We start from the raw sequence: 14,851 nt of genomic DNA on the forward strand, positions 1-14,851 counted from the left end.
CGGCAAGTGGTCCCGGCTCAGGCCCACCCTCAGGGGCGGGATACTGGAGTCATGCGGTTGACGGTCTTCTGGCAGCGGATGGCGGATCATTTCGGTCCGGACTACGCCGACACCTTCGCGCGCGACCACGTGATGACGGAGCTCGGCGGAAGGACGGTGCACGAGGCGCTGAACGCCGGCTGGGAAGCCAAGGACGTGTGGCGTGTGGTCTGCACCGTGATGAACGTTCCGCGCGAGAGGCACTGATCGGTCACAAGATCGCCGCACGGCAGCCGATTGTCAGTCAGGTGGGCGAGACTTGCCCCGTGGCACCCACTGACGAGACCGACCAGGTCACCCAGCCCGCATCGCCGTTCGGCGCGACGCCGCCCAACGGGCCCCCGGCCACCGGCGCCGCCGGGCCGAACGCGCGCATGCCACGCTGGCTGCCGCGTGCCTTGGTGCTCGCCCTCGCCCTCGTCGCCGTGTTCCAGCTGGGAAGTTGGGCCTTCCACCAGCTCACCGGTCTGCTGATCAACATCCTCATCGCGTTCTTCCTGGCCCTGGCCGTCGAACCCGCGGTGAGCTGGATGGCCTCGCGCGGCATGCGCAGAGGGTTGGCCACCGGCGTCGTCTTCCTCGGTCTGCTGATCATCGCCGCGGGCTTCGTCACCCTGCTCGGCTCCATGCTCGCGGGCCAGATCATCAAGATCGTCGAGGACTTCCCGAACTATCTCGACTCGGTCATCAGCTGGATCAACGCCCACTTCAACACCGAGTTGAGACGGGTGGACGTCCAGGAGGGTCTGCTGCGCTCCGACTGGCTGCGCAACTACGTCCAGAACAGTGCCACCGGTGTCCTGGACGTGTCCGCCCAGGTGCTCGGCGGGCTGTTCCAGCTGCTCATGGTCGCTCTCTTCTCGTTCTACTTCGCCGCGGACGGGCCCCGGCTGCGCCGCGCGCTCTGCTCCGTCCTGCCGCCGGCCAAGCAGGCCGAGGTACTGCGCGCGTGGGAGATCGCCGTGAACAAGACCGGCGGCTACATCTATTCGCGCGGCCTGATGGCGCTCATCTCCGGAGTCGCGCACTACATACTGCTACAGGTTCTGAGCGTGCCGTACGCTCCCGTGCTCGCCGTGTGGGTCGGTCTCGTCTCGCAGTTCATCCCCACCATCGGTACGTATCTCGCGGGTGCCCTGCCGATGTTGATCGCCTTCACGGTCGACCCCTGGTACGCGCTGTGGGTGCTGATCTTCGTGGTGATCTACCAGCAGTTCGAGAACTACGTGCTGCAGCCCAAGCTGACCTCGAAGACCGTCGACATCCACCCCGCGGTCGCCTTCGGCTCGGTCGTCGCCGGGACCGCCCTCCTGGGCGCGGTCGGCGCGCTGATCGCCATCCCGGCGATCGCCACGCTCCAGGCCTTCCTGGGGGCGTACGTGAAGCGGTACGACGTCACCGACGACCCCCGGGTGCACGGGCACCGCGGGCGGGGGACCGGGCAGGGGATGTTCAGGCGCGCCCGGGCCTTGTGGGGTCGGCCGGAGGTGCGGGCTTCGGACGACGGCTCCTCCCAGGGCGGGCTCGCTGGGACGGGTGAGGCCGGAGAGACCGGTGGGACTGGCGGGACTGGCGGGACCGGCGGGACCGGCGGCTCCGGCTCCGGCGGGACGTGAGACCGGCCACTGTGTGAAAGCCGGCCCACGCGACGGCCGCGGCCACGCGTGCCCGGTTCCGCGACGCCTGCTCGGGGCGGCGGGGGTGCGGTCGGCGATGGGATCCGCGGGGGCAGTCGTGTCCCGAGTCCTGTGACCTCGCTGTCGTCAGTGACGTCGGTGGCTTCGGTGATGCGCTGAGAGCTCCTGTGAGGCTCGATGAGGCTTCGTGAGGCCTGGTGAGGCCGTGGGGATGCCGCTCCCGGTCGTCGGTCTGGCCGAGGCGACCTGTCGTGCACCAGTGGCGAAGCAGCTGGGACGGGAAGGGCCGAAGCAGCTGGGACGGGAAGGGCCGAAGCAGCTGGGACGGGAAGGGCCGGGGTGCCATGTGGTGCGCTTGACACGAAAATCGAACATCCATTCTTATGGAGGCTCCGGTGAGGCTCTCGATGGGGACTTCGGTACGGTTCGGACGGAAAAGTACCTGAGTTATCCACAGGCCGGACGAGCGTCGAGGCCCATTGTCAGTGGCAGGCGTTAGCGTCTTTGACGTGAAGCGATCGACTCAAGCAAATCGGGTGGAACCCATGGCAGGTACCGACCGCGAGAAGGCCCTGGATGCCGCACTCGCACAGATTGAACGGCAATTCGGCAAGGGCGCGGTCATGCGCATGGGTGACCGGACGAAGGAGCCCATCGAGGTCATCCCGACCGGATCGACCGCGCTCGACGTGGCCCTCGGCGTCGGCGGCCTGCCGCGCGGCCGGGTCATCGAGGTCTACGGACCGGAGTCCTCCGGCAAGACGACCCTGACCCTGCACGCGGTGGCGAACGCCCAGAAGGCGGGCGGCCAGGTCGCGTTCGTGGACGCGGAGCACGCCCTCGACCCCGAGTACGCGCAGAAGCTCGGCGTCGACATCGACAACCTGCTCCTGTCCCAGCCGGACAACGGCGAGCAGGCCCTGGAGATCGTGGACATGCTCGTCCGCTCCGGCGCCCTCGACCTGATCGTCATCGACTCCGTCGCGGCGCTCGTCCCGCGCGCGGAGATCGAGGGCGAGATGGGCGACAGCCACGTGGGTCTGCAGGCCCGTCTGATGAGCCAGGCCCTGCGGAAGATCACCAGCGCGCTCAACCAGTCCAAGACCACCGCGATCTTCATCAACCAGCTCCGCGAGAAGATCGGCGTGATGTTCGGCTCCCCGGAGACCACGACCGGTGGCCGGGCCCTGAAGTTCTACGCCTCGGTGCGGCTCGACATCCGGCGCATCGAGACGCTGAAGGACGGCACCGACGCGGTCGGCAACCGCACCCGCGTCAAGGTCGTCAAGAACAAGGTGGCGCCGCCCTTCAAGCAGGCCGAGTTCGACATCCTCTACGGCCACGGCATCAGCCGTGAAGGCGGCCTGATCGACATGGGCGTGGAGAACGGCTTCGTCCGCAAGGCCGGCGCCTGGTACACGTACGAGGGCGACCAGCTCGGCCAGGGCAAGGAGAACGCGCGCAACTTCCTGCGGGACAACCCCGACCTGGCCAACGAGATCGAGAAGCGGATCAAGGAGAAGCTGGGCGTCGGGGTCCGGCCGGAGCCGGCGGCCGAGCCGGGCGCGGACGCCGCTGTCTCCGCTCCCGCGGACGACGCCGCGAAGCCGGTGCCCGCCCCGGCGGTGGCCAAGACGGCCAAGACCAAGGCCACGGCAGCCAAGAGCTGATCCGTGACAAGGCGAACCGACTGGGCGGAGTACGCCTACCCTGATGTCTCGCGTGAGCGGGGCGGAACAGGCGCCAGGAGCTCCGTCGGCCCGAGCGACGGCGATCCGGCCCACGGCGTCGACGGGGCCCACGGCCGCATGACGTCGTACGGCACGAGTGGGTCGTACGACGGCGAGGCGGGTGGCGGGCCGGGCGGCGGCCGGTGGCCGGACGGGCCGGACGAGGGCTCGGCGTTCGGCACCGACTCGCCGGTCGGCGGCTCGCGCCCCAGGGGCGGGGCCCGTGACGCGGGCGGCTCACGCGGGCGCCGTCGGCGCGGCCGCGCGGAGCCGTTCGGTGAGGACGGAGGTTCCTCCTTCTCGTCGAGGGCCGAGAAGGAGGAACCTCCAGCGGACCCGGTCGAGCGGGCACGGGCCATCTGCCTGCGCCTGCTCACCGGGACCCCGCGCACGCGGAAGCAGCTCGCGGACGCCCTGCGCAAACGGGAGATCCCGGACGACGCCGCCGAGGAGGTGCTGTCACGGTTCGAGGAGGTCGGCCTGATCAATGACAGTGCCTTCGCGGAAGCGTGGGTGGAGTCCCGGCATCACGGCAGGGGGCTGGCCCGGCGCGCGCTCGTCCAGGAACTGCGGACCAAGGGTGTCGACGCGACGCTGATCGACGCGGCCATGGGGCAGCTCGACTCCGAGCAGGAGGAGACGACCGCGCGTGACCTCGTCGCCCGCAAGCTGCGCTCCACCCGAGGGCTCGACCGCGACAAGCGACTGCGCCGCCTCGCGGGCATGCTGGCCCGCAAGGGCTACCCCGAGGGCATGGCGCTGAGAGTCGTCCGGCAGGCGCTCGAGGCGGAGGGCGAGGAGACGGAGTTCCTCGCGGACGAAGGGTTCTGAACGGCGGCGTCGGGAACTGGACGGCCTCGGGGCCGTCGCGGCCCGCGGAGTCGGCTGTGGTCCACCGGCTGAGGTGCGCCGCACGGCCCTGTGGGCGTCCACTGACGCCCGCAGCGCCCTGTCGACGCATACTGAAGCCTGGCGCGCCCGGTTCCAGGGCACCGGCGTGTCCGGCCGGCGGGTGAATGCCTGCACGCCGACTGCCGCGGTGCCCGACCGCTGCGTGCCCAGGTCACCGAGCGTCCGTGCCTCAGGCTCCTTCGCCTACGACCGCCTGTGGCGACGTCGTCACCGGAAGCCCCGCGGCCTTCCACGCCTGGAACCCGCCGACCAGGTCGGTGGCTCGGCGCAGCCCCAACCGGTGCAGGGACACGGCCGCCAGGCTGGAGGCGTACCCCTCGTTGCAGACGACCACGATCCGCAGGCCGTGGCCGGTGGCCTCGGGGGCACGGTGGCTGCCCTGCGGGTCGAGGCGCCACTCCAGTTCGTTGCGTTCGACGACGAGGGCGCCGGGGATCAGTCCGTCCCGCTCCCGCAGGGCCGCGTACCGGATGTCCACGAGCAGCGCGTCCCCGGCCCGGACGGCGTCGTACGCCTCCCGTGCCTCGATCCGCTGGTAGCCCTCGCGCGCCCGCTCCAGCAACTCGTCTATCCCGACCGGCCGCTCGCCGGCCTCGCCCGTTCCCGGTCCCTGCGCCCCGCTCACGTCGGGCGAGTCGGCCTCGGGCGACCCGGCCTCCGGCGACTTCGGCACACCTGCCACGTCGATCCCCTCCAGGCCCGTCCCGCTCGTTCCCGGCACTCCCGCCCCGCTCACTGCCAGTCCTCCGGGCGCTCCACCTGCTCCAGTCGGAGGATCGGTCCGCTGCGGCTGTAGCGGCGGATCTGCGGCAGGGGCGGGTAGTAGGCGTGGACGGAGATCGCGTGCCGTTCGGTGGACTCGTTGAGCACCTCGTGGACGTGGTGGCGGCCGAAGGCGCGGCCCCGTCCGGCCGGCAGCCGGCGTTCCCGGTCCACGTCCTCCGTCAGTTCCAGGGTCTTCCAGCCGTCGGTGGGCAGCCGGGCGGCGAGGGAGTGCTCCTTGAGTTCACCGGCCGCGGTCAGGAAGGCACCGACCGAGTCGGCGTGGTCGTGCCAGCCGGTGCCGCTGCCGGGCGGCCAGCCGATCAGCCAGGCCTCGCTGCCGCCGGGCCCCTCCAGCCGCACCCAGGTGCGGCCCTCGGGGTCGAGTGGCAGTGAATCGATCAGCTCGGCGTCGGCGGCCGTACGCCGGACGAAGTCGAGGAGGTCCGCCTGCGTGGGGGCGGAAACAGCGGAAACAGCGGGAGAGGCAGACACGGGCACCGTCCTGAAGGGCGTTCGCATGGAGGCGCGCGACAGCACGGAAGCGGCGCGCGCGGCAGTGAGAGGCGAATTCAGCAGGACGGGCGACACACGTAGCCTGCATAGCGGACGAGGTCCATATGGACCCTCCGCCAGAGGTGCACACAGGTGTCGGTCACGATCCGGAGTACACCACGCGGGTGCGGACCGGTCAACTCACCGTCACTATGCGGACGCACAGTGACCCCCGGGACGGCGAGCACGCGTACGTCACCGCGATCGGGCCCGACCCCGGACGCCGAGCGCCGACCCGTCACCGCGAACGGGCCCCGGCCCGGGACGGCGAGCACGCGTACGTCACCGCGATCGGGCCCGACCCCGGACGCCGAGCGCCGACCCGTCACCGCGAACGGGCCCCGGCCCGGGACGACGATCACGCGTACGTCACCGCGAACGGGCCCCGGCCCCGGACGCCGAGCGCCGACCCGTCACCGCGAACGGGCCCCGGCCCGGGACGGCGAGCACGCGTACGTCACCGCGAACGGGCCCCCGCCCCTGTTCCTGCCCTCGCCCCGGCTTCCGCTTTCGCCTCCGCCTCGACCGGTCCGCCGAGCACCGCCTTCGCCGCCGCGTACAGGTCGGCCGGCCGGACCCCGCTCAGCGCCGTCACCAGGTGACCGTCGGGCCGTACGAGAAGGACGGTGTGCGGGGCCGCGCCCGGGTACTCCTCGGCGACCAACAGCTCGGCGGTGTGCGGCAGCGCGGTCACCGCCGCGGCCAGCCGGGGCATGATGCCGGCGGTCACCCAGTGCTTGCGCTCCCAGACGCCGGTGCCCGGTGCGATCAGCACGACGAGGAGCGCGCCGCGGCCGAGGCGGTCCCGCAGCCGGACGAAGGAGCCGTCCTCCGCCGTGACCCGCACATCGGTGACGGGTGCCCCGGGCTCCGTGGCGACCGGGATCTCACCTTCGAGGTGCGGGGGTGCGAGCGGTGAGTCGGCGTACGCCCCCGGTGCACCGAGGACTCCGCGTCCCAGGTGACCTTCCGTCAGCAGTGCGTCGTGGCCGCGGGCCGAGCCGGGGACGTACCCGCACAGGCCCGCGCCGCCGCGCAGCAGGGGCAGCGCCTGGTCGGCGGCGCGCAGCCGGGCGGCGACGACCGCGCGCCGTTCCGCCTGGTAGCTGTCGAGGAGCGCCTCGTGCGGGCCGTGGTGCCAGGCCAGCGCCAGCTTCCAGGCGAGGTTGTCGGCGTCCCTGAGCCCCTCGTCGAGGCCCTGTGTGCCGAGTGCGCCGAGCAGGTGGGCCGCGTCCCCGGCGAGGAAGACCCGGCCCACGCGCCAGCGGCGGGCCAGCCGGTGGTGGACGATGTGGACGCCGGTGTCGAGGAGTTCGTACGCCGGTGTCGGGCCACCGGTCCAGCCCGCCAGGGTCTCGCGGACGCGGGCGACCAGCAGTTCGGGCGTGACCAGGTCCTTGCCCGGCGGCAACAGCCAGTCCAGGCGCCACACTCCCTGGGGCAGGGGGCGCCCGGTGATCTCGCCGGCGGAGGGGCCGGAGGTGCGCCAGGAGGGCATGCGGTGGAGCAACGCCTCGTCGGGGCGGGGGAGTTCCGTGCGCAGGGCCGCGACCGCGTGCCGCTCCACCGCCGTCCGGCCCGGGAACCGGATGTCCTGGAGCTTGCGGACGGTCGAGCGCGGGCCGTCGCAGCCGACCAGGTAACTGCCACGCCACCAGGTGCCCTGGGGGCCGCGGGTGTGGGCGGTGACGCCCGAGGGCTCCTGCTCGACCCCGTCGAGACGGCTCTTCACGGCGATCCTGACGAGCCGTTCGCGGGCGAGGGCCGCGCGCAGGGCGCCGGTGAGCACGTGCTGGGCGATGTGCAGCGGGGCGGGTCCGGCGTCGACGCCCGGTTCCCCCTCGGTGCCGGTGCCGGTGACGCCGAACGTGACCTCGCGCATCACCTGCTTGCGCCGCAGCGACCGCCATCCGGCCCAGTGGAGGCCGGCCTCGGCGAGCGGCGCACCGGTCAGCCGTTCCAGCAGGGCGGCGGTGTCCTCGCGCAGCACCACCGTGCGCGCGAGGCGCGGTTCGTCCCTGCCCGGCCCCTCGTCGAGGACGACGGAGGGCACTTCCTGACGCGCCAGCGCAAGGGCGAGCGTGAGCCCGACGGGCCCCGCTCCGACGATGATCACCGGGTCCACGGCGCGGCGCCCCCTGCCCGCAGCGGTGTCCATGGGTACGTGGGTGAACAGGAAGGTGGAGCAGGGTGCACGATCACAGAACGTATGCAACCCATTGCCGAAGCTTGCGTCAAGTGACGGAGGCAGTGGCGATCATGCCACTGCCTCCGTGTTTCGTTCATGCCACCTGACTGCTGTTCAGATACCGCCGCCGGCTCCGGTGCCGTAGGTGCCGCCGGTCGCCGCCGGGTTGAGCTCCTCCATGTCCTCGGCGCTGAGGACGGCACCCGTGCTCTTCTTGCTGCGCCGCAGCCTTCCCTCCAGCCAGCTCGCGAAGGAGGTCAGGATGAAGTTGAGCACGATGTAGATGACCGCCACCACGACGAAGCTCTGCACGACGTTCGCGTAGTTGGCGGCGAGTGTGCCGCGCGTGTTGAGCAGCTCCGTGAAGCCGATCATCACGCCGCCCAGCGCGGTGTCCTTCACGATGACCACGAGCTGGCTGACGATGGCCGGCAGCATCGCGGTGACGGCCTGCGGCAGCAGGACGTTGGTCATCGTCTGGCCCTTGCGCAGGCCGACCGCCATCGCGGCCTCCGACTGGCCCTTGGGCAGGGACAGGATGCCGGCCCGTACGATCTCGGCGAGGACGGACGCGTTGTAGAGCACCAGGCCCGTGACGACGGCGTAGAGCGGACGCTGTTCGCTGCTGACGTTCGTGTAGCGGTCGTAGAACTCGTTGGCGAACAGCATCAGCAGCAGGACCGGGATCGCCCGGAAGAACTCGACCACCACGCCGGCCGGACCCCGGACCCACCGGTGGTCGGAGAGGCGCGAGATGCCGAAGAACGCGCCCAGCGGAAGGGCGATCACCATGGCCAGTGCCGCGGCCTTCAGTGTGTTGGCCAGACCCGGCAGCAGATAGGTCGTCCAGGCCTGGGACTCGGTGAACGGCTTCCACAGGGCCCACCTCAGCTGGCCCTTCTCGTCCATGGTCTGCCAGATCCACCAAAGGAACAGGGCGAGCAAAACGAAGAAGATCACGGAGAAGACCACGTTGCGCCGTTTGGCGCGGGGGCCGGGAGTGTCATAGAGAATGGAGCTCATCGCTTCACCGCCAGTCGCTTGCTCAGCCAGCCCAGGATGAGGCCGGTGGGCAGGGTCAGTACCACGAACCCGAGGGCGAAGACCGCGCCGATGGCCAGCGTCTGTGCCTCGTTCTCGATCATTTCCTTCATCAGGGTGGCCGCCTCCGCGACGCCGATGGCGGCCGCCACGGTGGTGTTCTTGGTCAGTGCGATCAGCACGTTGGCCAGGGGGCCGATGACCGAGCGGAAGGCCTGCGGCAGGATGATCAGGCTCAGGATCTGCCGGAAGCTCAACCCGATGGCGCGGGCCGCCTCGGCCTGACCGACGGGCACGGTGTTGATGCCGGAGCGGATCGCCTCGCAGACGAACGCCGCGGTGTAGGCAGCGAGACCGAGCACGGCCAGGCGGAAGCTGAGGGTGTCGAAGTCGTCGGCCGCGCCCATCGTCATGCCGAAGATGTCGGCGAGGCCGAGCGAGGTGAAAACGATGATCACCGTCAGCGGAATGTTCCGGACGAAGTTCACATAGGCGGTGCCGAACCCGCGCATCAACGGCACCGGGCTGACCCGCATCCCGGCCAGCAGGGTGCCCCAGACGAGGGAGCCGAGGGCGGAGAGGACGGTGAGTTTCACCGTCATCCAGAACGCCCCTAGGACGTCGTAACCTTCAAGAAAGTCGAACACGATCTCCCGCGCTTCCGGGTGTGTGGCGTATGTGGAGGGCGCGGCGCGCCGCCGCCCTGATCGCGTGGGCGGCGGCGCGCCGGCTGGTCACTGCGCTACTTGACGATGTTGCCGATCTTGGGCGCGGGCTCGTTCTTGTAGTTGGCCGGACCGAAGTTCTCCTGGACCGCCTTGTCCCAGGCCTTGTCGCTGACCATCTTCTCCAGCGCGTCGTTGATCTTGTTCAGGGTCGCGGTGTCGCCCTTCTTGACACCGATGCCGTAGTTCTCGTTGCTCAGCTTGAGGCCGGCGAGCTTGAACTGACCCTTGTACTGCTCCTGCGCGGCGTAGCCCGCGAGGATCGAGTCGTCGGTGGTCAGCGCGTCCACGGCGCCGCTCTGGAGGGCGGCGATGCACTCCGAGTAGCCGCTGTTCTGCTTGAGCTGGGCGTCCGGGGCGAAGTCGTTCTTGACGTTCTGCGCCGAGGTCGAGCCGGTCACGGAGCACAGCTTCTTGTCGTTGAGGTCCGTGGCCTTGGTGATGTCGGAGTCCGACTTGACCAGCAGGTCCTGGTGGGCCAGCAGGTACGGGCCGGCGAAGTCGACCTTCTGCTTGCGCTCGTCGTTGATCGAGTAGGTGGCCGCGATGAACTTCACGTCGCCGCGGGCGAGGGCGTTCTCGCGGTCGGCGCTCTTGGTCTCGACCCACTCGATCTGGTCGGGCTCGTAGCCGAGCTCCTTGGCCACGTAGGTCGCCACGTCCACGTCGAAGCCGGAGAAGGAACCGTCGGGCTCCTTCAGACCGAGACCCGGCTGGTCGTACTTGATGCCGATCTTGATCTTCTCGCCGCCGCCGCTGGAACCCGAGTCGCTGTCCTTGTCACCGCCGCCACAGGCGGTGGCGGACAGGGCGAGCGCGAGGACGGCGGCCGAGGTGGCGGTGACCTTGCGGAGCTTCATGGTGAACATCCTTTGCGGTGATGAAGAGATGCGAGCCGTCAAGGCGGGTGACGCGGTTCGTCAGGCGCGAGAGGCGGCCGTCAGTGGTGCAGGATCTTGGACAGGAAGTCCTTGGCGCGGTCGCTGCGCGGGTTGCTGAAGAACTGGTCCGGCACAGCCTCTTCGACGATTCGGCCGTCTGCCATGAACACCACCCGGTTGGCGGCCGAACGGGCGAAGCCCATCTCGTGAGTGACGACGATCATGGTCATGCCGTCACGGGCGAGCTGCTGCATGACCTCCAGGACCTCGTTGATCATCTCCGGGTCGAGCGCCGACGTGGGCTCGTCGAAGAGCATGACCTTGGGATCCATGGCCAGGGCCCGCGCGATGGCGACGCGCTGCTGCTGGCCGCCGGAGAGCTGCGCGGGGTACTTGTCGGCCTGCGTGGCCACGCCGACCCGGTCGAGCAGGGCGCGCGACTTCTCCTCGGCCTGCTTCTTGTCCATCCTGCGGACCTTGATCTGGCCCAGCATGACGTTCTCGAGCACGGTCTTGTGCGCGAACAGGTTGAAGGACTGGAAGACCATTCCGACGTCTGCGCGGAGCCGGGCCAGCGCCTTGCCCTCCTGGGGCAGGGGCTTGCCGTCGATCTCGATCGTGCCGGAGTCGATCGTCTCCAGGCGGTTGATGGTGCGGCACAGGGTGGACTTTCCGGACCCGGAGGGTCCGATGACCACGACGACCTCACCGCGGGCGATCGTGAGATCGATGTCCTGGAGCACGTGCAACGCGCCGAAGTGCTTGTTGACGCTCTTCAGGACGACCAGTTCTCCGGTCGCGGCCACATCTTCCTTGGCCACCGATACTTCGGTCATCGCTTTAAGGCTCCGTCCTCCTCGGTTTCGGAGGACAGTAGTAACCACTCACGACCAGCGTCATTACATCTGAGGGGAATCTGAGCATCACGATCCGATAGCAATCGGACACGTGTCGTAGCACTTGTGACCTGCGTCCGTATCGGCCGGGTAACGGAAGCCGCGCGCAACCGGAACCCTCTTGACGCCGTCCTCATCCATCAGCGTGACTGCCACAGTGCACCCGCGCGCGTGCACGCGTTATGTACATATCCAGATGGTACGTCCGATGAACCGAAGGGGGCCCGGATGAGACTTCTCCTCGTCGAGGACGACAACCATGTCGCCGCCGCCCTGTCCGCGGTCCTGGCACGGCACGGTTTCGACGTCACGCACGCCCGCAGCGGCGAGGAGGCTCTCCAGGCCCTGGTCCCGGAGGGAGCCGGTTTCGGAGTCGTCCTGCTCGACCTGGGCCTGCCCGACCAGGACGGATACGAGGTGTGCGGGAAGATCCGCAAGCGCACCAGCACCCCGGTGATCATGGTCACCGCGCGTGCCGACGTCCGCTCCCGCATCCACGGCCTCAACCTCGGTGCCGACGACTACGTGGTCAAGCCGTACGACACCGGTGAGCTGCTCGCCCGTATCCACGCCGTCAGCCGCCGCACCGTCCAGGAGGACGTGCCGGGCGGCGGGGACAGCGCGCTGCGCCTCGGTCCGGTGCACATCGAACTGCCCACCCGCCAGGTCAGCGTGAGCGGTTCGGTCGTCCAGCTGACCCGCAAGGAGTTCGACCTCCTCGCCCTGCTCGCCCAGCGCCCGGGGGTGGTCTTCCGCCGGGAGCAGATCATCAGCGAGGTGTGGCGCACCAGCTGGGAGGGGACCGGGCGCACGCTCGAGGTGCACGTCGCGTCCCTGCGCGCCAAGCTGCGCATGCCGGCGCTGATCGAGACCGTGCGTGGCGTGGGCTACCGGCTCGTCGCTCCGGGCGCCTAGCGGGGCCGGGTGCGCACACGTCTCCTGCCGCTGCTCATCGTTCTGATGGCGGCCGTGCTGCTGGCGCTCGGCGTTCCGCTGGCCGTGAGCGTGGCCGCCGCCCAGCAGCAGAAGGTGGTCGTCGACCGGATCGACGACACGGCCTACTTCGCCGCTCTCGCCCAGTTCGTCACCGACACGCGCGGTACGGCGAACGAGCGCCAGAACGCCCTGAACAGCCAACTCGCCAGTTATCACAAGGTCTACGACATCCGGGCGGGCGTCTTCTACTACGACGGCAGCCCCATGGCGCAGGCGCCGAGGAACTGGTCCGTGCCCCGGTCGGGGGAGCTGCGCGACGCGTTCCAGGAGGCACTGCTCAGCCGCCGCAGCCCGGACCCCCAGCAGGTCTGGCCCTGGCAGCGCAACCGTCTGGTCGTGGCCTCGCCGGTCATCCGGGACGGCGACGTCGTGGCGGTCGTCATCCTCGAATCGCCCACCGGGCAGATGCGCTCGCGGACCCTGCACGGCTGGCTGGTCATCGGCGCGGGCGAGATCGCCGCGATGCTGCTGGCGGTCGGCGCGGCACTGCGCCTGACTGGCTGGGTCCTGCGTCCCGTACGCGTCCTGGACGCCACCACTCACGCGATCGCCAGCGGGGCCCTGAAGTCACGGGTCGCCGCCGCCGGCGGACCCCCGGAGCTGAGGCGCCTGGCCCGGGCGTTCAACGAGATGGCGGACAACGTCGAGGACGTCCTGGAGCAGCAGCGCGCCTTCGTCGCCGACGCCTCCCACCAGCTGCGCAACCCGCTCGCGGCACTGCTGCTGCGGATCGAGCTGCTCGCCTTCGAACTCCCGGAGGGCAACCAGGAGATCGCCTCGGTCCAGGCCGAGGGCAAGCGGCTGGCGCAGGTCCTGGACGATCTGCTCGACCTGGCCCTGGCCGAGCACACCGAGGCGGACCTGCGGATCACCGACATCGGCACGCTGACCGACGAGCGCGTCGCGGCTTGGACGCCGACCGCCGAGGCCAAGGGCGTACGTCTGGTGGGGAACTGCCCGCCCACCACCGCCTGGGCCGACCCGGTCACCCTCTCCAGCGCGCTGGACGCGGTGATCGACAACGCGGTGAAGTTCACGCCGAAGGACGAGACGGTCGAGGTCACGGTCGCCTCCGACGGCGAGCACTGCACCATCGTGGTCAGCGACAACGGCCCGGGCCTGACCGACGAGGAACTCAGCCGCGTCGGCGACCGTTTCTGGCGCAGTGGCCGCCACCAGAACGTCAAGGGCTCCGGTCTCGGCCTGTCCATCTCCCGCACCCTGCTCGCGGCGGGCGGCGGCTCGATCTCCTACGGCCACCACGACCCGCACGGCCTGACGGTGACGGTGACGGTGCCCCGGTCGCGGCCGGCCGGGTGAGATGCGGTACGGCATGACCGCCCGCGCCTCTGCCGCATGTGCGTGAGGCGGAGCGCGGCTCGCACATGACCGTGCGTACAGCGGGAGCGCAAGGCTTTCTACGTCACCGTCCAGCGCACCCTTACGCCATGCGCGTACGGCCGCCTACGGCTTGACGGAGCGGTAGTACCGCCGGGCGCCCTCGTGCAGGGGCAGCGGGTTGGTGTAGATCGCCGTGCGCACGTCGACCAGCTGGGCGGAGTGGACGTCCTTGCCGATGCGGTCACGGCTGCGGAGAACGATCCGGGTCACCCACTCGGTGAGCCTGGGGTCCATGTCGGCGCGGGTCACCAGCAGGTTGGACACCGCCAGCGTCGGCACCGGGGAGCCGTTCTGGACCTGGGGGTAGACCGACGCCGGTATGTTCGTGGCGCGGTAGTAACGGGTGGCGTCGACCTCTTTGTGCAGTTTGGCGACGATATCGGCACCGATGGGCACCAGTCGGAAACCCGACGTCTCGGCGAGGCTGGTCAGCCCGTCCGTCGGCAGCCCGCCCGACCAGAAGAACGCGTCGATCTGGTGGCCGAGGCGCTTCGGCCCCACGTTGATGCCCTCCGCGGAGGCGACGATGTCCTTCTCCGGGTCGATGCCCTCCGCCCTGAGCACCCGCTCGGCTATCAGCCGCACACCCGAACGGGGAAGCCCTATGGCGACCCGCTTGCCCTTCAGATCGGCGACGGAGCGGATGTCCGAGTCCGGCGGGACAGCGAGCTGTGCGTAGTCGTCGTACAGGCGGGCGACTCCGCGCAGCCGGTCGGCCCGCGCCGCGTCGTGGACCGTGTACGTCTCCACGGCGTCGGCCGCGGCGATGGTGAAGTCGGCCTCGCCGGTCGCCACCCGCTTGACGTTCTCCTGCGAGCCGTCGCTGTCCCGCAGCTTCACCTTCAGTCCGGGCATGTCCTTGGCGAGCGCGTCCTGCAGCAGCCCGCCGTACTTCTGGTAGACCCCGGAGCGTGTTCCCGTGCTGAACGTGATCGTCCCGCGCGGCGGTTCCTCGCCCAGGGGCAGCAGCCACCACAGCAGCAGCCCGAACACGACGAACCCGGCGGCCGAGCCCTGTAGGGCCCGGCGCCTGTCGATACGGGGGAACACCTTGGACATGCGCGCGATCCTGCCAGCCGGCACGCGTT

15 protein-coding genes are annotated in these 14,851 nt (G+C 70.1%); 6 read left to right on the forward strand and 9 right to left on the reverse strand.

Features of this window, described 5'->3' with window-relative positions:
* The first annotated feature begins 51 nt into the window (after nt 1–51).
* The 4 genes from QQS16_RS29640 (at nt 52) to recX (ending at nt 4,237) form a co-directional block, all read left to right on the forward strand.
* Nucleotides 52–246, forward strand: a complete 195-nt coding sequence (locus tag QQS16_RS29640; RefSeq protein WP_286065108.1) for a DUF3046 domain-containing protein — start codon at nt 52–54, stop codon at nt 244–246.
* 59 nt (nt 247–305) lie between these two features.
* On the forward strand, nt 306–1,655 hold the full coding sequence (locus QQS16_RS29645) for an AI-2E family transporter (protein WP_502963858.1): 1,350 nt from the start codon (nt 306–308) through the stop codon (nt 1,653–1,655).
* Between the two features lie 566 nt (nt 1,656–2,221).
* Entirely contained in the window at nt 2,222–3,346 is a 1,125-nt protein-coding gene (gene recA, locus QQS16_RS29650) for a recombinase RecA (protein ID WP_353479695.1), read from the forward strand.
* Nucleotides 3,347–3,349: 3 nt separating this feature from the next.
* A complete protein-coding gene (gene recX, locus QQS16_RS29655) occupies nt 3,350–4,237 on the forward strand; it encodes a recombination regulator RecX (RefSeq protein WP_286065109.1) in 888 nt (295 codons plus the stop codon).
* A 250-nt stretch (nt 4,238–4,487) separates the two neighbouring features.
* Here recX and QQS16_RS29660 read toward each other — a convergent pair whose 3' ends face one another.
* From QQS16_RS29660 to QQS16_RS29690, 8 genes are all read right to left on the reverse strand, one after another.
* Complete coding sequence (locus QQS16_RS29660) at nt 4,488–4,943, reverse strand: rhodanese-like domain-containing protein (protein ID WP_286066498.1); 456 nt, start codon at nt 4,941–4,943, stop codon at nt 4,488–4,490.
* A 107-nt stretch (nt 4,944–5,050) separates the two neighbouring features.
* Nucleotides 5,051–5,602, reverse strand: coding sequence for a cupin domain-containing protein (locus tag QQS16_RS29665; protein WP_286065110.1), 552 nt, complete (start codon nt 5,600–5,602; stop codon nt 5,051–5,053).
* A 50-nt stretch (nt 5,603–5,652) separates the two neighbouring features.
* On the reverse strand, nt 5,653–5,997 hold the full coding sequence (locus tag QQS16_RS44030; RefSeq protein WP_502963859.1) for a putative leader peptide: 345 nt from the start codon (nt 5,995–5,997) through the stop codon (nt 5,653–5,655).
* A gap of 95 nt (nt 5,998–6,092) precedes the next feature.
* Nucleotides 6,093–7,760, reverse strand: coding sequence for an FAD-dependent monooxygenase (locus QQS16_RS29670; protein ID WP_286066499.1), 1,668 nt, complete (start codon nt 7,758–7,760; stop codon nt 6,093–6,095).
* Between the two features lie 177 nt (nt 7,761–7,937).
* On the reverse strand, nt 7,938–8,846 hold the full coding sequence (locus QQS16_RS29675; protein ID WP_286065111.1) for an amino acid ABC transporter permease: 909 nt from the start codon (nt 8,844–8,846) through the stop codon (nt 7,938–7,940).
* On the reverse strand, nt 8,843–9,511 hold the full coding sequence (locus QQS16_RS29680) for an amino acid ABC transporter permease (RefSeq protein ID WP_286065112.1): 669 nt from the start codon (nt 9,509–9,511) through the stop codon (nt 8,843–8,845). The genes QQS16_RS29675 and QQS16_RS29680 overlap by 4 nt, the downstream gene beginning before the upstream one ends.
* A gap of 95 nt (nt 9,512–9,606) precedes the next feature.
* Nucleotides 9,607–10,449, reverse strand: a complete 843-nt coding sequence (locus QQS16_RS29685; protein ID WP_286065113.1) for a glutamate ABC transporter substrate-binding protein — start codon at nt 10,447–10,449, stop codon at nt 9,607–9,609.
* Between the two features lie 80 nt (nt 10,450–10,529).
* Complete coding sequence (locus tag QQS16_RS29690) at nt 10,530–11,306, reverse strand: amino acid ABC transporter ATP-binding protein (protein ID WP_286065114.1); 777 nt, start codon at nt 11,304–11,306, stop codon at nt 10,530–10,532.
* A gap of 288 nt (nt 11,307–11,594) precedes the next feature.
* On the opposite strand from QQS16_RS29690, the gene QQS16_RS29695 reads away from it, so the two are divergent.
* On the forward strand, nt 11,595–12,281 hold the full coding sequence (locus QQS16_RS29695) for a response regulator transcription factor (protein ID WP_286065115.1): 687 nt from the start codon (nt 11,595–11,597) through the stop codon (nt 12,279–12,281).
* A gap of 9 nt (nt 12,282–12,290) precedes the next feature.
* On the forward strand, nt 12,291–13,682 hold the full coding sequence (locus QQS16_RS29700) for a sensor histidine kinase (protein WP_286065116.1): 1,392 nt from the start codon (nt 12,291–12,293) through the stop codon (nt 13,680–13,682).
* Nucleotides 13,683–13,826: 144 nt separating this feature from the next.
* Here the strand turns inward: QQS16_RS29700 and QQS16_RS29705 are convergent, their stop codons facing one another.
* On the reverse strand, nt 13,827–14,822 hold the full coding sequence (locus QQS16_RS29705) for a TAXI family TRAP transporter solute-binding subunit (protein WP_286065117.1): 996 nt from the start codon (nt 14,820–14,822) through the stop codon (nt 13,827–13,829).
* Nucleotides 14,823–14,851 lie beyond the last annotated feature (29 nt).

This window comes from Streptomyces sp. ALI-76-A, from assembly GCF_030287445.1.
Classification (GTDB): Bacteria; Actinomycetota; Actinomycetes; order Streptomycetales; family Streptomycetaceae; genus Streptomyces.